Origin of the sequence: Cohnella rhizosphaerae (genome assembly GCF_029525575.1) — a bacterium.
GTDB classification, from domain to species: Bacteria; Bacillota; Bacilli; order Paenibacillales; family Paenibacillaceae; genus Cohnella; species Cohnella rhizosphaerae.
The window spans coordinates 878,859-899,389 of sequence record NZ_JAPDIA010000007.1 but is presented as its reverse complement, the minus strand read 5'-3'; the positions used below and the strand labels follow the sequence as shown (position 1 = coordinate 899,389).

General features: G+C 62.2%; 20 protein-coding genes and 4 pseudogenes. 9 read left to right on the top strand and 15 right to left on the bottom strand.

Annotated elements, in window-relative coordinates; genetic code table 11:
- Window positions 1-1,018: 1,018 nt before the first annotated feature.
- From OMP40_RS21915 to OMP40_RS42105, 4 genes and pseudogenes are all read right to left on the bottom strand, one after another.
- Window positions 1,019-2,359: pseudogene (locus tag OMP40_RS21915) on the bottom strand (ABC transporter ATP-binding protein); the annotation flags it as partial.
- Between the two features lie 187 nt (window positions 2,360-2,546).
- Window positions 2,547-3,389 carry a stalk domain-containing protein gene (locus tag OMP40_RS21910; RefSeq protein ID WP_277534526.1) on the bottom strand — a complete coding sequence of 281 codons (843 nt, stop codon included), beginning with the start codon at window positions 3,387-3,389 and terminating at the stop codon, window positions 2,547-2,549.
- 185 nt (window positions 3,390-3,574) lie between these two features.
- Window positions 3,575-4,819: an MFS transporter gene (locus OMP40_RS21905; RefSeq protein WP_277534524.1), complete on the bottom strand. Its 1,245-nt coding sequence runs from the start codon at window positions 4,817-4,819 to the stop codon at window positions 3,575-3,577.
- Window positions 4,820-5,095: 276 nt separating this feature from the next.
- Window positions 5,096-5,329 (bottom strand): CBS domain-containing protein, encoded by a 234-nt coding sequence (locus tag OMP40_RS42105; RefSeq protein WP_420872006.1) that lies wholly within the window; start codon window positions 5,327-5,329, stop codon window positions 5,096-5,098.
- A 159-nt stretch (window positions 5,330-5,488) separates the two neighbouring features.
- Here OMP40_RS42105 and OMP40_RS21895 point away from each other — a divergent pair, with 159 nt between their 5' ends.
- Entirely contained in the window at window positions 5,489-5,917 is a 429-nt protein-coding gene (locus tag OMP40_RS21895; protein ID WP_277534522.1) for a MarR family winged helix-turn-helix transcriptional regulator, read from the top strand.
- A gap of 1,160 nt (window positions 5,918-7,077) precedes the next feature.
- On the opposite strand, the gene ychF is transcribed toward OMP40_RS21895, so the two are convergent.
- Window positions 7,078-8,178, bottom strand: a complete 1,101-nt coding sequence (gene ychF / locus OMP40_RS21890) for a redox-regulated ATPase YchF (protein WP_277534520.1) — start codon at window positions 8,176-8,178, stop codon at window positions 7,078-7,080.
- Window positions 8,179-8,288: 110 nt separating this feature from the next.
- Between ychF and OMP40_RS42100 the strand changes: the two are divergent.
- Window positions 8,289-8,354, top strand: a pseudogene (locus OMP40_RS42100) (hypothetical protein); the annotation flags it as partial.
- Window positions 8,355-8,486: 132 nt separating this feature from the next.
- Here the strand turns inward: OMP40_RS42100 and OMP40_RS21885 are convergent.
- Window positions 8,487-9,458 (bottom strand): DUF6612 family protein, encoded by a 972-nt coding sequence (locus tag OMP40_RS21885; protein ID WP_277534518.1) that lies wholly within the window; start codon window positions 9,456-9,458, stop codon window positions 8,487-8,489.
- A gap of 114 nt (window positions 9,459-9,572) precedes the next feature.
- On the opposite strand from OMP40_RS21885, the gene OMP40_RS21880 reads away from it, so the two are divergent.
- The 4 genes and pseudogenes from OMP40_RS21880 to OMP40_RS42095 form a co-directional block, all read left to right on the top strand.
- Window positions 9,573-9,716 carry a hypothetical protein gene (locus tag OMP40_RS21880; protein ID WP_277534516.1) on the top strand — a complete coding sequence of 48 codons (144 nt, stop codon included), beginning with the start codon at window positions 9,573-9,575 and terminating at the stop codon, window positions 9,714-9,716.
- 251 nt (window positions 9,717-9,967) lie between these two features.
- A complete protein-coding gene (locus OMP40_RS21875; RefSeq protein ID WP_338131202.1) occupies window positions 9,968-10,600 on the top strand; it encodes an RNA polymerase sigma factor in 633 nt (210 codons plus the stop codon).
- A gap of 102 nt (window positions 10,601-10,702) precedes the next feature.
- Complete coding sequence (locus tag OMP40_RS21870) at window positions 10,703-11,083, top strand: hypothetical protein (RefSeq protein ID WP_277534514.1); 381 nt, start codon at window positions 10,703-10,705, stop codon at window positions 11,081-11,083.
- Window positions 11,022-11,423: pseudogene (locus OMP40_RS42095) on the top strand (ABC transporter substrate-binding protein); the annotation flags it as partial. The gene OMP40_RS21870 and the pseudogene OMP40_RS42095, both read left to right, overlap by 62 nt.
- Here the strand turns inward: OMP40_RS42095 and OMP40_RS21865 are convergent.
- Window positions 11,372-11,494: a hypothetical protein gene (locus OMP40_RS21865; RefSeq protein WP_277534512.1), complete on the bottom strand. Its 123-nt coding sequence runs from the start codon at window positions 11,492-11,494 to the stop codon at window positions 11,372-11,374. The pseudogene OMP40_RS42095 and the gene OMP40_RS21865 overlap by 52 nt on opposite strands.
- Window positions 11,495-11,565: 71 nt before the next feature.
- On the opposite strand from OMP40_RS21865, the gene OMP40_RS21860 reads away from it, so the two are divergent.
- Entirely contained in the window at window positions 11,566-12,147 is a 582-nt protein-coding gene (locus OMP40_RS21860) for an extracellular solute-binding protein (protein ID WP_277534509.1), read from the top strand.
- Complete coding sequence (locus tag OMP40_RS21855; RefSeq protein ID WP_277534507.1) at window positions 12,144-13,553, top strand: extracellular solute-binding protein; 1,410 nt, start codon at window positions 12,144-12,146, stop codon at window positions 13,551-13,553. The genes OMP40_RS21860 and OMP40_RS21855 overlap by 4 nt, the downstream gene beginning before the upstream one ends.
- Before the next feature lie 27 nt (window positions 13,554-13,580).
- On the opposite strand, the gene OMP40_RS40305 is transcribed toward OMP40_RS21855, so the two are convergent.
- The 5 genes and pseudogenes from OMP40_RS40305 to OMP40_RS21830 form a co-directional block, all read right to left on the bottom strand.
- Window positions 13,581-14,069, bottom strand: coding sequence for a molybdopterin-dependent oxidoreductase (locus tag OMP40_RS40305; protein ID WP_338131201.1), 489 nt, complete (start codon window positions 14,067-14,069; stop codon window positions 13,581-13,583).
- Window positions 14,070-14,839: 770 nt separating this feature from the next.
- Window positions 14,840-15,946: a sensor histidine kinase gene (locus tag OMP40_RS21845; protein ID WP_277534949.1), complete on the bottom strand. Its 1,107-nt coding sequence runs from the start codon at window positions 15,944-15,946 to the stop codon at window positions 14,840-14,842.
- On the bottom strand, window positions 15,943-16,185 hold the full coding sequence (locus OMP40_RS21840) for a winged helix-turn-helix domain-containing protein (protein ID WP_277534948.1): 243 nt from the start codon (window positions 16,183-16,185) through the stop codon (window positions 15,943-15,945). The genes OMP40_RS21845 and OMP40_RS21840 overlap by 4 nt, the downstream gene beginning before the upstream one ends.
- Before the next feature lie 193 nt (window positions 16,186-16,378).
- Window positions 16,379-16,657 (bottom strand): annotated as a pseudogene (locus OMP40_RS21835) (response regulator); the annotation flags it as partial.
- A gap of 63 nt (window positions 16,658-16,720) precedes the next feature.
- Window positions 16,721-17,170, bottom strand: a complete 450-nt coding sequence (locus tag OMP40_RS21830) for a hypothetical protein (RefSeq protein WP_277534505.1) — start codon at window positions 17,168-17,170, stop codon at window positions 16,721-16,723.
- Between the two features lie 273 nt (window positions 17,171-17,443).
- Between OMP40_RS21830 and OMP40_RS21825 the strand changes: the two genes are divergently transcribed.
- Complete coding sequence (locus OMP40_RS21825) at window positions 17,444-18,136, top strand: hypothetical protein (protein WP_277534503.1); 693 nt, start codon at window positions 17,444-17,446, stop codon at window positions 18,134-18,136.
- Between the two features lie 492 nt (window positions 18,137-18,628).
- Here OMP40_RS21825 and trxA read toward each other — a convergent pair whose 3' ends face one another.
- The 3 genes from trxA to OMP40_RS21810 form a co-directional block, all read right to left on the bottom strand.
- Entirely contained in the window at window positions 18,629-18,940 is a 312-nt protein-coding gene (trxA, locus tag OMP40_RS21820) for a thioredoxin (RefSeq protein ID WP_090116128.1), read from the bottom strand.
- Window positions 18,941-19,087: 147 nt separating this feature from the next.
- Window positions 19,088-19,513: an RrF2 family transcriptional regulator gene (locus OMP40_RS21815; RefSeq protein WP_277534501.1), complete on the bottom strand. Its 426-nt coding sequence runs from the start codon at window positions 19,511-19,513 to the stop codon at window positions 19,088-19,090.
- Window positions 19,514-19,646: 133 nt separating this feature from the next.
- Complete coding sequence (locus tag OMP40_RS21810) at window positions 19,647-20,477, bottom strand: aldo/keto reductase (RefSeq protein ID WP_277534498.1); 831 nt, start codon at window positions 20,475-20,477, stop codon at window positions 19,647-19,649.
- Window positions 20,478-20,531 lie beyond the last annotated feature (54 nt).

Here is a 20,531-nt window from a genome sequence, read left to right as displayed (position 1 = left end):
CGCGCATACGGGCACTATCTCCGCCCCCATCTCGCTCAAAAAAGGCACCGATACGCGCATACGGGCACTATCTCCGCCCCCATCTCGCTCAAAAAAGGCGCCGATACGCGCATATGGGCACGATCTCCGCCCCCAACTCGCTCAAAAAAGGCGCCGATACGCACATATGGGCACGATCTCCGCCCCCAACTCGCTCAAAAAAGGCGCCGATAAGCGCATACAGGCACTATCTCCGCCCCCAACTCGCTCAAAAAAGGCGCCGATACGCGCATATGGGCACTATCTCCGCCCCCCACTAGCTCAAAAAAGGCGCCGATACGCGCATATGGGCACTATCTCCGCAGCCCTCTCGCTCGAAAAGGCGCCGATACGCGCATATGGACACTATCTCCGCCCCCCCACTCGCTCAAAAAAGGCGCCGATACGCACATATGGGCACGATCTCCGCCCCCAACTCGCTCGAATATGTGCCTATCCACCCATGCGGGCACCAACTTCGCCGCCTGTGGCGCCCACTCCTTGGCCCCTCTTCTTATCCGCTCCTCCGTGCCGCTTTTCAAACTACTCCGCAGCGCCCGCCGGCGTCTCCGCGAACTGCGTGCGGTACAGCTTGGCGTAGAGGCCGTCCCGCGACAGCAGTTCCTCATGCGCGCCCAGCTCGACGATGCGGCCCCGGTCCATTACCGCGATCGCGTCGGCGGCGCGAACGGTGGACAGGCGGTGCGCGATCGCGATCGTCGTGCGGCCGGCCATCAAGCGATCGAGCGCCTCTTGCACGTATGCCTCGGAACGCGAGTCCAAATGCGAGGTTGCTTCGTCGAGCACGAGAATACGAGGATTTTTCAGTATTGCCCGCGCGATCGCGATCCGCTGGCGTTCGCCGCCCGAGAGACGATGCCCCCCGCTCCCCCACCTTCGTGTCGTAGCCCTGCGGCAGTCCCGCGATCACGTCGTGGATGTAAGCTTGCCGACAGGCGGCTTCCATTTCCGCCATCGTTGCGTCCTCCTTGGCAAACCGAAGATTGTCGGCGATCGTGCCGTAAAATAAAAAGGGCTCCTGCGTCACGTAACCAACCTGCTCGCGCAGCGAAGCAAGCGTCACGCCGCGAATGTCGCTCCCGTCGATGCGTAAGGTTCCCCGCGTCGGGTCGTACAGCCGGCCGACCAGACCAGCCAGCGTGGTCTTGCCGGCACCGCTCGGCCCTACCAGCGCGAGCAGCTGCCCCGGCCGCGCAGTCAGGTTAATCTCTTTCAGAACGGCCGCTCCTCCTGCCGCATACGCGAACGATACGCCCTCGAACTCCACCAGACCGCCTCCGCGTTGGAGCGGCCGGGCATCCGGCGCATCCTCGACCTCTGGCTTCAGATCGAGATATTCGAAGATGCGTTGAAAAATGCCCATCGCCGCGGACAAGTCCAAATGCATGCCGAGCAGGCCGGACACGGGCTCGTACATGCGGCCGGTCAACGCAGCGAACGCGATGACCGAGCCGATGGACAAACCGCCGTGAATCACAAGCCAGCCGCCGTACAAGTACACGATCGCCGTCGCCACCGGATTCGATACGCCCGCCGCCATCCCGTACCATCTGCCGATGAGTCCGAGCCTCAGCTCCATGCTTTTCACCGTGTCGTTCATCTCGCCGAATTTACGAACCTGAGCCTCCTCCCGTCCGTAAATGCGGGTCAGCAGCGCACCCGATACGCCGAACGTCTCCGAGAGATGGGAGGACATCTCGCCGCGCAGCGTTTGTACGCGCAGCCGGAGCGATTTGCGCAAAGCTCCGATTCGTCTGGCGGGGAGCAGCAGAACCGGGATGACGACCATCGACACGAGCGCCAGCCGCCAATCGAGCCGAAGCAGGATGACGACGGTCGCAATAAGCGTGACCGCCTGCGTGATCGCGTTGACGATCGTGCCCGTGATGGCGCCCTGCACGGCCTGCACGTCGCCGGAGATGCGCTGAACGATCTCGCCCGTCCGCGATCTCGTGAAGAACGACATCGACTGCCGCTGCAAATTGCGGAACAGCCGGTCGTTCAAATCCCGCATGACGCTCTGGCCGACCTTATTGTTCAGATGCGTCTGCCAGACGTTCAAAACGCCCTTGAGGAGCGGGCTCGCAGCCATCACGCCTGCGAACAGCAGCAGCAGACCGGCATCCTTCTTCGGTATCGCCTGGTCGACGAGCTCCTTCGTCGCGAGCGGAGCCGCCAGTCCCGCCAGCGTCGCCGCAAGAGATAGCAGCAAGATAAACGCCAATTGGCCTACGTACGGCCTGAACAACAGCAGAACCCGGGACAGCTTGACGTCCGACAGTTTGGCGCCGGCCTGGTGATTTTCGCTAAGTCTTCGCATATTCGCATTGCTTCTTTCTTCGATCCGTAATAAGTGCCTGTTAGATCGATTATAGCAAGATCGTCGCGGCCTCACACCCGCCCGCCCGACGCGAAGGCATTTGCCCGTCAAAAAAAGAACGGCCCCTCCCGGGACCGCTCCGCTTTAACAATTGCAGGACAACTTCGTGCCCCAACTTCCCGTCCGATTATTTCCCGTCCGCCGGCAGCACCACGATCGTGTCAGCCGCGCTTTGCGGCGGAATGCTCCTGGTCGTCGCCGGCCCGTAGTACGCCCGCACCTTGTCGCCGACCTTGATATCCTCGGCCTTGATCGGCTCGCCCATCGACGTCACGATCAACGTGTCCGCGCCGACGTTCAGCACCAGGTTGGAGATGGCCGCATCGCCCGTACCCGAGCCGAGCTGAATCTGCCAACCGCCGTCCGTCTTGTTGACGGCGCCGACTTTGTCCTCCTTGATCGAACGTTCGCCGAGCAGCGTAACCTTGGCCGCATGCGATTGGGCGGGGAAGCTGAGCGCGACCATCGGGCCGTACTCGACGGCGACGCGCGAGCCCGCTTTGAGGTCGGCAGCCGTCTTGACGGCGCCGGCTTCGTCCACGATGAGCGTGTCCTTGTCCACCTTGGCGACAATCCAGTCGAAAGTTCCCGCGGCCCCCTTTCCCATAACGTTCAAGCTCGTCAGGCCGTTCGCCGTCTGCGCGTCAGTCACGACGCCGGTGTTCAAAATATAAGCGTCCACGGGCGCCTGCTCCTCCTTCTTCGGCGTCAAGTCGAACTGCTTGGCTTGCTGATTCCAGGTGAGCTCGTAGCCGAGAGCGACCGCGGTGTCGCGCAGCGGCACGTATGCTTTGCCGTCGATGTAGACCGGCTGGATCGAGCCGTATGCGGCGCCGTTGACGGACACATGGATATCGCTGCGCAGGAGGCCGCTGACCTTCTGGGTGAGGCCGGCGGCGCCGGCGACCGCGGAAGCGCCAAGGATACCGGCGGCGGTGAGCAGGATAACGGATTTCTTTTTAAGTTTCATAGGAGATGCTCCTCTCTAGGTTGCGTTGCCTTAACGCGAAACCGCCCGATTGGCGGCGGCCATTAAGGCAAGTCAGGCAGTAATTGTACATCCCCCCCAGACGAGCGCCCGGCGCCAAAGGTTGCACGGTAGCAAAACGGCCGTCTCCCCGAAGAAGCCGGGAAACGGCCGAGACAGACGGCTGGTTAGTGCGCGCCGGCTTTGTCGACGTGCAGCAAGTGACGTTGGTTCAGCAGGATGACGAGGACGGCGGCCAGAACGAAAGCTCCGCCGACGACGAACGGCACGTGCGGGTTGTACCATTCGGCGAGCTTGCCGGCGAAGTAAGGCGCGATGGCGCCGCCGATAAAACGCAGGAAGCTGTAGGCCGCGGAAGCCGTCGGACGTTCGACGGGCGCTGCGTTCATTACCGCGGTCGTGATGAGCGTGTTGTTGTTGCCCAGCAGCGCGCCGGCGAATACGATCGCGCCTACGACGACCCACTCGGTCGTCGTCCAGATGCCCATCGCGAACAGCAGGAGGCCGAATAGCGTCAGCATGGCGTACATCGACTTGAGCGTGCCGAACTTGCGCTGGAGCATCGGCGCCATGAATACCGAAGTGACGGCAAGCAGAACGCCCCACCCGAGGAAAATGTAGCCCAGTCCGTGCGCGTCATAGCCGAAGTAGTGGTCCAGTACGAGCGGCGCATAGGCCAGCAAGGTAAAGAAGCCGAAGTTATACAGGCATGCGCCGAGTCCGAACACGAGCAGCGAGCGATGCTTGAGCGCGCGGAACGGATCGGCAAGCGAAGCCTTGGGGCGACCGGACGATCCGGCCGGCTTGTTTGTCTTCGGCATCGTGAACGCCAGAGAGATAAACGCGATGACCATCAGCACGGCCACCCCGAAGAACGGGCCCCGCCAGGAGATCGATCCGAGCTCGCCGCCGATCAGCGGTCCGACCGAGATGCCGAGGCCGATCGCGGCCTCGTACAGAATGATCGCGCGGGCGACGCTGCCCGTCGATAGCGAGACGATCGCCGTCAGCGAGGTCGCGACGAACAGCGAGTTGCCGAGGCCCCAGCCGCCGCGCAAACCGATCAGCGCCCAGATCCCGTCTGAAGCGCCGCCCAGAGCGGCGAACGCAGCGATAATAACGATGCCCGCGAGCAGCGTTCCTTTCATGCCGAGACGGGACTGGATGACGCCGGTGATGAGCATCATGACGGCCATGACGGCATTGTAGCTGGTGAAGAGCAAGGAAACTTCGCTTGGCGAGGCTTCCAGTTGTTTGGCGATGGCAGGCAGAATCGGGTCGACGAGACCGATGCCCATGAACGCGATGACGCAGGCAAAGCCGACCGCCCATACGGCGCGCGGCTGCTTGAGCAAGCTTCCTTCCGGCGCCAACGGGGATGCGGCCGGGGATGCTTTGAATGTGGATGACATGAGATGAAGGTCCCCTTTTGGTTATGAAATGCGAACGTTGAAGCGATTGGCCTTATAGCAAATTCTCGAACGCGTGGCGAACGACATTGCCGCGGCTGATGATGCCGACCAGAACGCCGTCCCGTTCGACCGGCACCTTTTTTGATCTGTTTTTTTCCCAGCATAGCCGCGATATGCTCGACCTCGTCGTTCCACATGGCCTTGACTACCTTGGTCTTGGCGATCGACATGACGTTCAGGTCCAGCAGCCTGCGGGCGCGTTCTTCGAACTGCTCGTTATCCCCTTGGATCAGGATGGATGCATAAAAAAAAGTCGACGTACCGGTCCTCGTGCTTGCCGATGTACCGCATGACGTCGCCGTCGCTGACGTATCCGACGATCTCGTTGCGATCGTTGACGACGGGCAGCCCGCTGATTCCGTGCTCGATGAACCTTTCGATCACGCGGCGTACGGTGTCGCTCTCTTTGACCTTGTACACCTGCTTGATCATGATGTCTTGAGCTAGCATGGACAGCCCCCTCCAATTAGTTGTATTGCAAAACTAAACATTTAAGTGTATTATACAACTACTTTGCGAAAAGTCAATCCCCAAGCCGCGCCCTCCGCTTGAAATGCGTGGTCCATATGGTACGATGGGGAACAGAAAAGCAGCAAGGTGGTGAGAGCCGTGAGTCACGAAACGAATACCAGCATCGAACTCGAGATCGCCCTTCTGATTCGCCGCCTCACTTCGATCACGACCAGCCGCAAGTTCGGAACGCTCGATCGCTCCGCCTATTTGCTGCTTGGTCAGATCGAGTCGCACGGCTCGGCCGGCGTCAAGGCGCTCGCGGAGGAATTTCGCCTAGACATCTCCACCGTCAGCAGGCAGACGTCCGCGCTCGAGCAAAAAGGCTACGTCTACAAAATGCCCGATCCGGAAGACGGCAGGGCTTACTTTTACCAGCTCACGGAAGAAGGACGCCGCATGCTGTTAGAGACGCGGGCGCAGCGCACCGAACGGATCGACGAGCTGCTGAAGGGCTGGACCGAGGACGAGCGGACCCGCTTCGGCGAGCTGCTCGCCAAGTTCAATCGGACCTACCTGGACGATTAACGCTGCTGTTATTGTATTCAAATGCTTCCTAAGTTATTGGGCGGCGGCCCGGTACGGGAATTATCGAGAAGAAAAAGAAGCGGAAGATGGTTGGTTTGATGAAATTGTGCGGCGGGGTCGCATAAATCGCGGTTTTGGCCGGCTGCAGGGGCGGTGCTGTGCGGCGGGATCGCGTAACTCGATGTCTTAGCCGGCTGCGTAGCCGAATTGTGCGGCGGGATCGCATAACTCGCTGCCTTGACCCGCTGCGGGGCAGAATTGTGCGGCGGGATCGCATAACTCGCGGGCTTGGCCGGCCTGCTGGACCGAATTGTGCGGCGGGGTCGCATAAATCGCGGTTTTGGCCGGCTGCAGGGGCGGTGCTGTGCGGCGGGATCGCATAACTCGCTGCCTTGACCCGCTGCGAGACCGAATTTGTGCGGCGGGATCGCATAACTCGCGGGCTTGGCCGGCTGCGGGGCCGAATTGTGCGGCGGGATCGCATAACTCGCGGGCTTGGCCGGCTGCGAGGCCGAATTGTGCGGCGGGATCGCATAAATCGCGGTTTTGGCCGGCTGCAGGGGCGGTGCTGTGCGGCGGGATCGCGTAACTCGATGTCTTAGCCGGCTGCGTAGCCGAATTGTGCGGCGGGATCGCATAACTCGCTGCCTTGACCCGCTGCGGGGCAGAATTGTGCGGCGGGATCGCATAACTCGCGGGCTTGGCCGGCTGCGGGGCCGAATTGTGCGTCGGGATCGCATAACTCGCAGCTTTAGCCGGCTACGAGGCCGAATTGTGCGGCGGGATCGCATAACTCGCGGGCTTGGCCGGCTGCGGGGCCGAATTGTGCGGCGGGATCGCATAACTCGCGGGCTTGGCCGGCTACGAGGCCGAATTGTGCGGCGGGATCGCATAACTCGAGGTCTTAGCCTGCTGCGAGACCGAATTGTGCGGCGGGATCGCATAACTCGCAGCTTTAGCCGGCTGCGGGGCCGAATTGTGCGGCGGTATCGCATAACTCGCTGCCTTGACCCGCTGCGAGACCGAATTGTGCGGCGGTATCGCATAACTCGAGGTCTTAGCCTGCTGCGTTGCCGAATTGTGCGGCGGTGTCGCGTAACGCAAGGAAAGCCCGGGCATCCCGCCCGGGCTTCTTCGTTTCGCTTAGCGGCGCAGCTCGCCTATACGTTAAACCGGAAATGCATGACGTCGCCGTCGGCGACGACGTACTCCTTGCCTTCGAGGCGAAGCTGGCCCTTCTCTTTGGCCGCGTTCATGGAGCCTGCGTTCACCAGGTCCTCGTACGAGACGACCTCGGCGCGGATGAAGCCGCGCTCGAAGTCGGTGTGGATGACGGCGGCGGCTTGCGGCGCCTTCGTGCCCTTGCGGATCGTCCATGCGCGCACTTCCTGCACGCCGGCCGTAAAGTAAGTGTACAGGCCGAGCAGCTTGTAGGCAGCGCGGATCAGGCGGTCAAGCCCGGACTCGGTCAAGCCGAGCTCCTCGAGGAACATCTCGCGGTCCTCGCCCTCGAGCTCGGCGATCTCGGATTCGACGCGCGCGCTGATCGGCACGACCTCGGAGCCTTCGGCCGCCGCGAATTCGCGGACGCGCTGCACGTACTCGTTGGCGTCGGCATTCGCCGCCTCGCCCTCGCTCACGTTGGCTGCGTACAGCACAGGCTTGATCGTCAGCAAGTGCAGATCGCGCACGAGCAGGCGTTCCTCGTCCGACAGCTCGACGCTGCGGACAGGCTTCTCCTCGAGCAGCGCGGCGTGGATGCGCTCCAGCACCTCGACCTCTTGGGCGTACTTCTTGTCTCCGCCCTTCATGTTCTTGCGGGAGCGATCCATGCGCTTCTCGACCGAGTCGATATCCGCCAGAATCAGCTCCAGGTTGATGACCTCGATATCGTTGATCGGATCGATCTTGCCCGATACGTGAGTGATATTCTCGTCCACGAAGCAGCGCACGACGTGCACGATGGCGTCGACTTCGCGGATGTTGGCCAGAAACTTGTTGCCCAGGCCTTCGCCGCGGCTCGCGCCCTTGACCAGGCCGGCGATGTCGACGAATTCGAAGGCGGTCGGCACGATCCGGTTCGGGGTAACGATATCGGCGAGCTTCTGCAGACGCTCGTCCGGCACTTCGACGACGCCGACGTTCGGGTCGATCGTGCAAAACGGATAGTTGGCCATCTCGGCACCCGCTTGGGTGATGGCATTGAATAAAGTCGACTTGCCGACGTTCGGCAGGCCGACGATACCACAGGACAGTGGCATTCGCTATACACTCCTGACTTCGCGCGGCCCTCGCGGAGTAGCGCCGGACGGCCGTTCACGGTTCAATTATACTTCAGACATTATAACGGAAGCCCGGGACCTGCGTCCACCTGGCCAGCAACCTCAGCTCCACCAACTTCAGCTCCACCAACTTCAGCTCCACCAACCTCAGTTCCACCAACCTCAGTTCCACCAACCTCAGTTCCACCAACCTCAGCTCCACCAACCTCGCTACCGGCAACCTCAACCTTCCAAGCCAAAGGCCTCCGCCATCCTCCATACGAATCGAGCCTCTCCTCCCAAAATCCTCAATACGAATCAAGCCCCTCGAGCTCGTCCAAATCGTCCAACGTCCCGATATCCCCCTCGGTCGCCGCCGGATCGTCGATCGGCGGATCGAGCTCGGGCGCAGCCTGCGCCGCTTCCGGAACGACGATGGCTTCGGTCTCCCCATGCTTGGCATAGGTGCCTTCGAACAATTGGCTAAGCGCGGAAGGCGAGCCCGGCTCGTATTCGATCGTCATCTCCGACGCGATGCGGTAGGCAAGCGGCAAATGCGTGACCGCGTCCAGCGTAAAGCTGGCGGAAAGCGACTTCAATGCGATGCTCTTCCGCGCCGCTTCGTCCAGACTGCCGAGGTCGAGCGTGCCCTCCAGGATGTTTTCGAGAAATGCCAGCGCCTCTGGCCCCTTCCCTTCGTAGCTGACGACGTCCCGCCCCGCTTCGACGGCGAGCGAAAGGCCGGCGCCGAGCGAAGCGGCCGAAGACAATGCGGCAGCCGGATCGATCTGGTAATCGGACAGCGTCCGCGCGATATCCGCCGCCTGCTCGTCGGACAGCTTGCCCCATTCTTCGAAGGACGGATCGTACACGTAGTAGGCGCCCGGCACGAGGATCGCGCGCAGCGAGGACTTTTCCCCGTCCTGCACGCTGTCGATCGTCTGGTCGAGTTTGAGCGGCGAACGCTCGACCTTGCCGGCGTTGGTCACCTCGAACGCCGAGGCGGCCGCCGCCCCGCCGCTCAGCTTCTGAACGAGATGCAGCGTAAAGGCGTAGCGCCCGACGTCCGCCATGGCCGCTCGGGCCTGCTCGATCAGCGCGGCAGCTGCCCCGGCAGCGGCGGAAGGCGACGCTCCAGCAGCCTCGGACGGCGAGGCGGTCGATGACGAATCGGCCGCCGGTTCCGCAGGCGCAGCGCCCCGGCACGCCGTCAGCGCGAGCGCCGCCGCGAACGCGATAATGAAAACGAAAATCCGCCGGCCCTTGGATGTGCATGACATGATGGATAACAGCCCCTTCAATTCGGTTAACCTAAGCTGAAGCGCGAGGCGCCGCAGAGGCTGACGACTGGTCGCCGCTTCGCCTATAATCGCAGAAGTTTAAGGAGGATTCGCATGGAAAACGACAGCCGCAAAGGCAATTACAAAGGAACGACGAACATGGCGGCCAAAAACCAGGATATGGCGTTCGTCAATGACACGTTGGAAAATACGAAATCCGTCTCTCCGACGCCGCAGAAAAAGAAAAAGACCGACTGACCCGTCGCGGTCCATCCCATCGGAACCCCCGCGGAGCGGCTCCATGCCGCTCTGTTTGCCGTGCTTCCGCAAGTCTCTCTACCCTACCATACCCCCGCCTTCGCCCACAACGTTCACGCTCTCGGAAAATCGGCGAAGCGAATCAGGGAACTTTTGCCGACGCGCCTCGTTCCTTAGATGTGCCGGCCGCACGATCATCGGGCAAAGGAGAATGCGAAGCGGTCTTCCCCGGACGGCGCCGGAAGGCTACTATGAAAACGAGAATGCACAGGGGCTCCGCAGCGGCTGCGGCCGTCGACGGAGAAGAGGTGGATGCGTTGGATCACGACTATTTGAAGCATATGACCGAAGGCGTCGACCGCGACGCCGTACTGGAGGAGCTTATGCTCACCTACGGCCGCGACGTATGGAATTACGCCTTCTTTATGACCGGCAAGCGGGAGACGGCCGAAGATATCGCGCAGGACGTATTTATCAAGGCTTATCAGAGCCTGCATACGTTCCGCGGCGAATCGGGCGCCCGCGCCTGGCTGCTGAAGATCACGCGCAATACGGCGCTGGATCATTTCAAGTCGGCCTGGTATCGCCGCATTCGCCTGCCGGCGGTCATGCCGGTTCGCGAATCCCAGATATCCGCGGAGAACGAATGGCTCGGCTCCTATCGGCAGCGGGAAATATGGCGGACGGTCATGGAACTGCCGCGCAAGCTGCGGGAGAGTCTGCTGCTCCAGGCGCACCACGGCCTGAGCATGGCCGAGATCGCCGAGCTGCTCCAGGTGTCGGAAGGAACGGTCAAATCGCGCATTCACAGGGCGCGGGCCGCCATGAACAAGCAATTCGAACGAGGGCGCGAAGACGAAGAAGAAGGGAGCGGACGAGCATGACGGACGATCGCGACCGCTGGGAACGCACGCTGTCGGACCTGCCGCTCGGCTCCGGCGGCTTCGGCACCCCGACGATCAAAAAAAGTGAAGGAGCGCATCAGAATGCTGGAACGACGAGCCAGGCGCAGAAGACGCGTCGCGGCGGCCTCCGTCGTCGCGCTGCTGATCGCAGGAGCAGCAGTCTTCCGGGGCGAACTGGCCGAACTGTTGAAGCGCGAAGAAGCGGCGAAGCCGGTGATCAGCGAGACCGAGACGACGACGCTGAACATTATGTATTGGGACAATAGCGGCTTCATGTCCTTGTACGGCCAGCCCTTTATTATCCGTCATCCGTCGGTCAGATTCGAATATGCGGAATACCCGGGGGAAGAGCGCCAATCTATACAACCTGACGCCGGGCATCGATACATTCAAGAAGCAGTTGGAAAACAATCCGGCCGATCTCGTTCAGGTTCCGCTCGCCTACTTGCCCGAGCTGACTGATGCCGGCCTGCTGAAGCCGCTGGACGCGTGGATGAAGCGGGACGGGATCGACGATGACAGCTGGCAGACGGCCGTCAAGCAAACCATGCGCGAAGCCGGCGGCGGCGGGCTCTACGGGTTCGCCCCCGAATTTACGGGCTACGCGCTGTATTACAACCGCAAGCTGTTCAGGGAAAACGGCGTTCCGGAGCCAACGGACGGCATGACGTGGGACGAAGTCATGAACGCGGCCGCGCGGTTCCAGGGGCTTCAAAAAAACGGAAAGCCGGTCTACGGTCTCAGCTTCGGCTATAACTCCGCGATCTGGGTAGAGGCCAATTCGATCGGCAGCAGCCAGGGACTGCGCTTCGCCGATGCCAAGCTGGGCGCCGCGACGGTCGACACGCCGGCCTGGAGCGCCATCTGGACCAAGCTGACCGTCGGCCATCAGGAGGGCTGGATCAGCAACGAGCCCCCCGCTCAAATGGGAAGGCAGCGTCGAGATGAAGGAGCTGTACGCGCACGATCCGTTTCTGAACGGCCGCTCGGCGTTGACGTATGGCTCCAGCTCGTATCTCCGCAACATCGCTCAGGCCGGCTCCCAAATGGGACTCGGCGAGGACGACTGGGGCGTTCTGTCTCCGCCGACGGACGAAGGGTCGCGCGGGACAGACGGCGCTTTCGAGATCCCGTTCGTATTCGCCATTCCCGAAAAAGCGCCCCATGCGGACGCCGCCTGGGAGCTGCTGAAGTACATCATGAGTCCGTCGCAGGCCAACCGGCTGGTCCGCCTCCCGCACGGCGACGCCTTGCCTACGGTAGCGGCGGACGCCGCGGCAGCCGACAGCCGTTCCGCCGTGTTTTACCGCGCCGAGGTCGATCCGTCGCGCGTGCTCGACGCCGCCGCTCGCAATGCCGATCCGTCCTACCGGCGCGTCGCGAGCGCCATCTGGACCGAAGCCAACGGCAGGATGCAGAGCTTGAACGACGGCGTTCTCGACGTGCCGGAGCTCCTCAAGGCGCTGCAAGCCAAAGCCGCGCAAACGATTCGCGACGCGCAGGCGAAGCCGGAGGCGAAGCCATGAGGCGGCTCGCCGCGCTGATGACGCTCGCCTTGCTGCTCGCGGTCGCGTCGGGGTGCGCGAACGGCAGGCAAACGCCGAACGAGCCGAAGACGCTCACCATCGCCTGCTGCCAAACTTCCGCGTACGACATGAAATTCAGGGATTTTATCGAAGCCCGCTTCCCGGACTGGAACGTCAGCTATGTGCCGATGCAGCCGGAGAACGACTATAAGGCTTACGACGACAAGACGATGGCCGCCTTTATGGACAAGGAGAAGCCCGACCTGTTGATCCTGAGCATTCCCGACTATCGGCTGCTGCGCAACGCGGACAAGCTCCGGAATCTGGAGGAATTGTCCGCGCAGAACAAGTCGAAGCTGACCGAAGGCGTAACGCCCGGCGCGCTGGATTTCCTTCGCGGCGAGGACGGCGGCCCGCTCAACGGGATCGGCCCCGGCTTCCATGCCAGCGCGTTGTATTACAACAAAAACATGTTCGACAGGCTCGGCATTCCCTACCCGACGGACGGCATGAGCTGGGAGCAGACGATCGCGTTGGCCGACCGCGTCATGCAGGACAAACGCCTGCAAAAAGGCGAGGTCGGACTGCATATCCCTTGGCTCCGCGGCCCCTTCGACTTGCTGCAGCGCATCGCCGGCACCGAAGGACTGACTTACGCGAACGCCAAGACAGGCGCGGTCACCTTCGACTCGCCCGCATGGGAGCGGCTGTTCAAGCAGGTCGCCGCCGCCTACAAGCGCGGCACGTTCGTCCCCTCCTGGCCGCAAGCCCGGGAGACCGACGGCACATCGTACGTCGATCAAGCGGCGATGGAGGCCGTCGATCTGTTCAAGCAAGGCAAAGCCGCGATCACGATCGACGACGATAACCTGATGGCGAATCTGAAGTCGGGCAAGCCGAAGTTCGACTGGGGCGCGGTCACGGTCCCCGCCCGCAGCTCCGATCCGGCCGTCGGCGGGGAGGTGCAGGTGTACGAGATATTCGCCATTCCCGCCGCCGCATCGCATGCCGAAGAGGCCTGGGAAGTACTTTCCTACTTTATGTCCGCATCTGTCGGCAAGGCGAAGGCCGCGATCGGCGGCATGGTGGGCGGCATGGATCTGTCCGTTCGAACGGAGTATCCCGAATGGAAGCAGGACCCGGATTACAAACCGTTTTACGCGCTGCGTCCGACCAATTCGATCGACCGCTACTACTTCGGGGAGCCGCAAGGTCCCGGCAGCTTCGACGAATCGTTCGCCGAATCGGTGAACGGGCATATCCGCAGCATTGTCGACGAAAAGGAAACGGAAGACGAGGCCTACAAGGCGATTCAGTCCGAAGCGGAGGCGCTCATGAAAAAAGCGCAGTCGGAGGTTCAAGCCGACGGCGCGAACGAAGCGAACAAGGCGAGCACAGCCGAATAAAGCGTGACACGAACGGGGTGAGGGCCGTCAGGCCTTCACCCATGCGTCGTTGTCGTAGCCCCGCTCCTCCCAGTATCCGATGTGGGGACGGTCGATCAATTCGATCCGGTCCAGCCATTTGACCGACTTGTAAGCGTACATGCCCGGGACGATCAGACGGACCGGACCGCCGTAGTCGCGGTGGATCGGCTTGCCGTCGTGGAGCACGGCGACCAGGACGTCCTTCATCCTCGCCTGCTCAAGGGACAACGCATCGGTGTACACGCCGTCCCCGGAATAGAACTTCACGAACTGCGCGTTCGTCCGCACGCCCGCGGCGTCCAGCAGCTGCGCGAGCGGGATGCCTTCCCACGTGTTGCCGTACACCGACCAGCCGGTGACGCAGTGGAAGTCGCTGACCTGCACCTTGCGCTTGATCGCCAGAAACTGCTCCCACGTCCACGTCGCGGGCTTGTCGACCAGTCCGTCGATCGTGAAGCGCCAGCTGTCCGAGTCGAAGTGCGGGAGCGGCGTCACCGTATATAGGCGGAAGCTGCCCTTGGCGCCGCCGCCGACGACGTTCGCCGAGTCCGGGCAGCGGCTGGGGCGCCGGGAGCATGCGGTTCGCGTCCGTTTCGTCCGCGGCGATGTTGCCCGTGCCGGCGTTCAGACTTAGACTGCTGCCCATCCAGCGGAAAAAGGACGGCAGCACCGCGGCGGCCAGCGCCACGCCCACGGCGCTCCGGATGAACTGGCGGCGCGTCATCCAGGGCTGCGGGCTGGCGGCCGGGTGCAGCCCGCCAGCGGACGGGCGATGCGCGCCCGTTCCGCCTGCGGTTGCCGCGCCATCGTCTGTGCGAACGGCGCGCCGCTGCGGCTTTTTGGCCCAACGCATCCGGGTGATCGAGTGGTACGCCGCATACGGCAGCCCCACCCACGTCAGCAGATCGTGAACGACCAGCGCGTTCGTCGCCCAGCGGGGCGGCAGATGGCGGAGCTGCCAGAGCACGATGCCCGACGCCAGCCAGCCAAGCAGCAGGAACACGACGAACGCCAGATTGCCTCGCTGCCCCGGCCTGCCCCGGAGCTGCTTGAGATGCCTTTTGAGCAGCGGCGCATACAGGACAAGCACGATGCCCGTGATCAGGCCGATGTAAATGTGCAACTGCTTGATCCACACGCGCCCTTCCCCAAGCCAGCCTCGCGCCGCGCCCCAGGACAGGATCAATCCGCTGACCGCCAGCGCGACGACCAGCCATGCGTTCCAGCGGTGCAGCTCCGCCAGCTGCTTGCCGAAGCCCGCCCGTTTACGCTCCTTCATCTTCTGCGTCCCTCCTCCTGCCGAGAGCCGCGCCGCTTCCGGCGTCGGCCAGCTTCAGCGTAAATCGAAATTCGCTTCCTCCGTCTCCCGCAGGCGTCACGCCGATCTCGCCGCCGTGCCGCTCCGTCAGCGACTTGGCGATCGAGAGGCCGAGACCGGCGCCTCCGCCCTCGCGCCGCCTGCTCCGATCCGACCGGAAAAACCGCTCGAAAATTCGCTCCCGCTCCTCCTCCGGCACGCCGTCCCCTTCGTCCCTGAGCGCGATCGAAACCATCCCGCCCTCCACGATCGCGGCCCGCCATTCGATGCAGCCACCGTTCGGAGAATGCCGAATCGCGTTGTCGAGCAGGTTGGCCGCGATCCGGCGCAACTCGCTCTCTACGCCCCACACGAGCGGGGATGGCTCGGGAAGCTTGACGACGACCTCGAGATTTTTCTCCTCCAGCTTTGGCCTGTAAACGTTCAACGCGTCGATCAGCACGTCTTCGAGCGCTACGGGCCGAGGCTCGAAAGGGTCCGAGCCCGCATCCAGCTTCGACAGGTCGAACAGATCCTGGACCAGGCGCCCCAGCCTTATCGATTCCTTGCGGATGACTTGCAGGTAATCGCCGCGCGCGGTCTCGTCTTCGACGACCCCGTCCAGCAGCGCCTCGGAGTGCGACTGCAGCAGCGCGAGCGGCGTGCGCAGGTCATGCGCGACGTTCGCCACGAGCTCCCTGCGCGAGGACTCGGACCTCGTCACGTTTTCGAAGCTGGTCTTGAGCCGGCGGCTCATCGCGTTGAACCGCTCCGCCAATAGACGAAACTCGGCCGGCCCCACGATGGGCACCTCCGTGCCGAGCTCGCCCGAAGCGATCTTGCCCGACGCCTCGCCGATCCGGTTCGCCGCGCGGGCAAGCGGCATGACCAGCACGAAGTGGAGGATGAACGACAAGCCGCCGGCCAGCAGCGTGGCGCCGCCGAGCCAGACGAACGTCGGCGCGCTGAGCAGCATGCGGCTGTAGCAATAAAACAAGACGGCCAGAATTACGCCCAGACTGACGGCATTGGATAATAGAAGATAAGTGCGCAGCCTTACCGTACGGCCCCTCATTCGGCGGGTTGCCCTTCGAACCGGTAGCCGATGCCCCATACCGTTTTGAGCCATATCGGCTTGGACGGGTTCGGCTCGATCTTCTCGCGCAGCCGGCGCATGTGCACGGTGACCGTGGTCGAATCGCCTTCGAAGGCGATATCCCACACCCGGCTCAGCAGCTGGCTTCTCGAAAAGACCTGCCCCGGATGGCGCGCGAACCATTCCAGAAGATCGAACTCGGTGGCCGTGAGTTCCACGTCCCGCCCGCCCGCCTTCACCTTGCGCTGGGCCGGATAAAGGGAAAGGCCTTCGAAGTGAAGGCCTTCTTCCGGCTGCGCCAGCTTGTCTGCAGGCGCGGCGGGGGGGCGCCGTTCTGCGCAAAATATTGCGGACGCGGAGCACGAGTTCGCGGGGGCTGAACGGCTTGGTCAAGTAATCGTCCGCGCCAAGCGTCAAGCCGAGCAGCCGATCGCTCTCCTCGCCCCTGGCGGTCAGCATGATGATCGGTACGTCCTCCTCGTCGCGAACGGCGGTGCAGACGTCCCAACCCGATACGCCCGGCATCATCAGATCGAGCACGAGCAGGTCGGGTCGCTCCGACCGCCAGAGGCGCAGCGCCTGATCGCCGTCGTCCGCGACGAGCACCTCGAACCCATCGCGCTCCAGGTATCTCCGGCAGACGTCGGTAATATCCCGCTCGTCGTCCGCGACCAGCACCGTTGCAGCCATCCGTATCTCCCCTTCATCCGAATACCCAGATTATAGCACAGCCGGGCGGCGAAATTGTTGCGCTTACTTCTTGCCCATGCTATCGTCCTTCATGCTTGCCTCCGGCGACATCATGCCGTCGTCCTTCATGCTCGCCTCCGGCGACTTCATGCCGTCGTCCTTCATGCTCGCCTCCGGCGACTTCATGCCGTCGTCCTTCATGCTCGCCTCCGGCGACATCATGCCGTCGTCCTTCATGCTTGCCTCCGGCGACATCATGCCGTCGTCCTTCATGCTCGCCTCCGGCGACATCATGCCGTCGTCCTTCATGCTTGCCTCCGGCGACATCATGCCGTCGTCCTTCATGCTCGCCTCCGGCGACATCATGCCGTCGTCCTTCATGCTCGCCGACGGCATCGGCGGATTGTCGTTCGCCTTGTCCGTCCCGCATCCCGCCAATGCAACCGACAGCGCGACGGTGGACAGCAGCAGGCAGAACGTCTTTCCCGTTTTTCGCAGCCCTGATCGTTTCACGATGAATCGCCTCCTCGACACGTTATAGTCTCAAGGTACCGTCCCGGGCTAACGAACCGCTAACCGATTTCCAAATAAAGAATTAAATGATTCTTACAGAAGCATTACGACCGGTAAAACTCTCGACCTCCTCGAATTCCCAGTTCTCCGGCGCACGCAATTTCCTATAATCCCTCCGGATCACCGGAACATCCGGCGATATTTTGCGTCTAACCTATTCGAAAGTTAAAAAAAGAGCTAAATTCCGCAACTCTTCTAGGAGGTTATAACACCATGAAACCCAGGATGCTCCCATACTTAGCCGCGCTGCTCGCGGTTATGCTGCTGGCCGGATGCGGCGGCGGCAACGACGATCGCAACGCCGCCCCGCATTCTCCGGGCACGGCGGTCGCTTCGCAATCCGGCTCGACGCCGTCGGAGAGCGCGTCGGCGACATCCTCTTCTTCCGCATCGGCTGCGCCGTCCGATTCCCAACAGACGCTGTCCGCCGCGGCCAAGGACGTCGTCGAAGCGCTCCGCGACCGCAACTTGAAGCGGCTTTCCTCGTGGATCGATCCGAAGCTCGGCCTGCGCTTCTCTCCTTATGCCGCGATGACGGAGGAAGACCAAATTTTCAAACCGGAAGCCTTGCCTTCCTTCAAAAGCCAGGACAAGATCAAATGGGGCACGGCGGACGGCAGCGGCGACCCGATCGAACTGTCCTTTCGCGATTACTTCGACAAGTTCGTGTACGACAAGGACTTCGACACGGCCCCGTCGATCTCCGCGAACAAGCTCGTCGGCAAGGGCAATACCGTCTACAATGGCCAAGATACGTATCCCGGCTCCTCCTTCGTGGAGTTCCACTTCCCGGGCTTCGACGATTCGACGGACGGCATGGACTGGGAGAGCCTGATCGTTACGTTCGTGCAGGACGGCGGCGATTGGCGGCTGGTCGCCTTGACGCATGCGCAGTGGACGATTTGATCGTCCGTGCAGCGCCGGCCCTTCTAACGCGTGCGCTTGGCAAGTTGGCGGACTGAGCAGCCGTTATTGTTGCTCCAATCCCTATTTGCAGCCCTTCCGCGGACCCAAGGGCCGTTATCGCGGGATTGCCGGCCTTATTTAGCCTTGATCTAAGTAAATAAGGTCCCGCCAGTCCGCAACGATCGCCATCCGGACCGATTTTTGCGAAATAGCGTCCCCCGAGTCCGATACCCGATACCGATACCCAATACCGATACCGATACCGATTCCGATTCCGATTCCGATTCCGATTCTGATACCCGATACCGATACCCGATACCCGGCGCCGGTTCCCCGTGCCCTCTGCGAGACTTGCATGCAACGGTGTCCGCAGTTCTTATTTTTGCATCCGTCCGCTTGCCTTCCCGCCTGTCGTCGACTTTCCATCCGACTTGGTCAAAAAAACAAAGCACCGCGTCCTCGGACGCGGTGCTTGTTCGCGCAGCAGCTCGATTAGAGCTGGTTCTGAATCTTGGCCTTCAGGGAATCCTTGCTTTGCAGACCGACCAGCTTGTCGACCGGTTGGCCGTCCTTGAACAGGATCAGGGTCGGGATGCTCATGACGCCGAATTGGGAAGCCAGCTCAGGCTGCTCGTCGACGTTCACCTTGGCGATCGTCGCCGTGCCTTGGAGCTCGGACGACAGCTCTTCTACGATCGGGAGCTGCATCTTGCAAGGTCCGCACCACGGCGCCCAGAAATCAAGCAGAGACACGCCTTCGCTAACGGTCTCGTTAAAGTTGTCCTTCGTTACGACTACGGCCATCGTAATCCACTCCTTCAGAGGTTTGATGAATTGTGTATATCGTTCCTATATGATGATCGGACGGCGAAGCGCGATCGCTCCGGTCCGCTCCATCCTGCGACTGCTGCCGTCCCCGCGCGCGGAGCGCACAACGAACCTTACCCCCGGCTACGTCTTCTGACACGCCTTGATGCGCGACAGCATCTGGCCGATCGTAATGCCCTGAAAGTAGCTCTCGAGCTGCTTCTCGGCGCCGCAGAACACGTCGTTCATCACTTCCTGCATATTGGACCCGACCATGCAGTCCATGTCCGGATTGCCGCTGCACCAGTTCGGCTTGATCGCGCCGGCCGCCATCGTCCGGTAAATATCCGCCAGCGTCATGTCCGAAGGGTCGATGCACAGCCTGTAGCCGCCGCCCGAGCCTTCTCGCGTCGTCACATAGCCATTTTTTCGCAAGAACCCGAGCACCTTCCGCACCCGTGCCGGATGCGTGCAGACGTTGGCCGCGATCTCTTCGCTCGACGCCATGCCGTCCGGCTTGTGCGCGAGCAGGACCAGGCTGTGTACGGCGATAATAAATTCGCTGTTCAAAATGCGGCGCCCCCTTTCCCGGCGGGTTACTGTAATATTAACAGTTACAGTTGGAGCTGTCAAGGGGTGCTGCGACACGGGTCAACGCATAGCATGCCGCCCGCGTTCCCGCCCTATTCCGCCGGATGCGCCTTCAAGCGCCGCCGACCAGATCCGGATCCATGCCGAAGCGGCGATCCTCGTTCAGTCCGTCGATCCGGGCCATATCGTCATCGGACAGCGCGAAGTCGAACACGTCCGCGTTCTCCTCGATCCGTGCGGCCCGCACAGACTTCGGAATGACGACGATCTCCTGCTGCAAATGCCAGCGAATGACGATTTGCGCCGGCGTCTTGCCGTGCTTGCCCGCCAGCTCGGCCAGCAGCGGGAGGTCCAGCCGCCCCTGCATCAGCGGCCGCCACGCCTCCGGCTGGATGCCCTCGCGCCGCAGGAAATCAAGCAAGGGCTTCTGCGTCAACAGCGGATGCAGCTCCACCTGGTTGACCATCGGCTTGATCCGGCAGGCGCCCATCAGATCCTCCAGATGATGGATCTTGAAGTTGCTGACGCCGATGGCGCGCACTTCGCCTTCGTCGTACAGGCGCTCCAGCGCCCTGTAAGTATCCTTGTATTTGCCGGGCACGGGCCAATGCACCAGATAAAGATCGACCGCGCCGATCCCGAGCCGATCCTTGCTCCTGTAAAAGGCGCGCAGCGTCTCGTCGTAGCCCTGCTCGTCGTTCCATACCTTGGACGTGACGAACAGCTTGTCCCTCGCGATGCCCGAATCGCGGATCGCCCGGCCTACGTCCGCCTCGTTGCCGTACAGCGAAGCGGTATCGATCGCGCGGTACCCCGCCGCCAGCGCGGCCCGAACGGCATTCTCCGTTTCCGCGCCCGACTTGGCCCGCCATACGCCCAGCCCCAGCCGAGGCATCCGTTCGCCGTTCAGCAGCTCCACGGCCGATGCCTTCGTCCATCCCATTTGCGTCCACTCCTTTTCGCGCCGATCTTACGCCATGTTACCATGGTTATGCAG

Coding starts and splice junctions, on each gene's coding strand:
- OMP40_RS21905 (WP_277534524.1), bottom strand. CDS start 4,819: ATGTCATCCACATTCAAAGCATCCCCGGCCGCATCCCCGTTGGCGCCG.
- OMP40_RS21880 (WP_277534516.1), top strand. CDS start 9,573: ATGGAAAACGACAGCCGCAAAGGCAATTACAAAGGAACGACGAACATG.
- OMP40_RS42105 (WP_420872006.1), bottom strand. CDS start 5,329: ATGCTAGCTCAAGACATCATGATCAAGCAGGTGTACAAGGTCAAAGAG.
- OMP40_RS21845 (WP_277534949.1), bottom strand. CDS start 15,946: ATGAGGGGCCGTACGGTAAGGCTGCGCACTTATCTTCTATTATCCAAT.
- trxA (WP_090116128.1), bottom strand. CDS start 18,940: ATGGCCGTAGTCGTAACGAAGGACAACTTTAACGAGACCGTTAGCGAA.
- OMP40_RS21870 (WP_277534514.1), top strand. CDS start 10,703: ATGCTGGAACGACGAGCCAGGCGCAGAAGACGCGTCGCGGCGGCCTCC.
- OMP40_RS21825 (WP_277534503.1), top strand. CDS start 17,444: ATGAAACCCAGGATGCTCCCATACTTAGCCGCGCTGCTCGCGGTTATG.
- OMP40_RS21885 (WP_277534518.1), bottom strand. CDS start 9,458: ATGTCATGCACATCCAAGGGCCGGCGGATTTTCGTTTTCATTATCGCG.
- OMP40_RS21910 (WP_277534526.1), bottom strand. CDS start 3,389: ATGAAACTTAAAAAGAAATCCGTTATCCTGCTCACCGCCGCCGGTATC.
- OMP40_RS21810 (WP_277534498.1), bottom strand. CDS start 20,477: ATGGGATGGACGAAGGCATCGGCCGTGGAGCTGCTGAACGGCGAACGG.
- ychF (WP_277534520.1), bottom strand. CDS start 8,178: ATGCCACTGTCCTGTGGTATCGTCGGCCTGCCGAACGTCGGCAAGTCG.
- OMP40_RS21875 (WP_338131202.1), top strand. CDS start 9,968: ATGAAAACGAGAATGCACAGGGGCTCCGCAGCGGCTGCGGCCGTCGAC.
- OMP40_RS21855 (WP_277534507.1), top strand. CDS start 12,144: ATGAGGCGGCTCGCCGCGCTGATGACGCTCGCCTTGCTGCTCGCGGTC.
- OMP40_RS21860 (WP_277534509.1), top strand. CDS start 11,566: ATGAAGGAGCTGTACGCGCACGATCCGTTTCTGAACGGCCGCTCGGCG.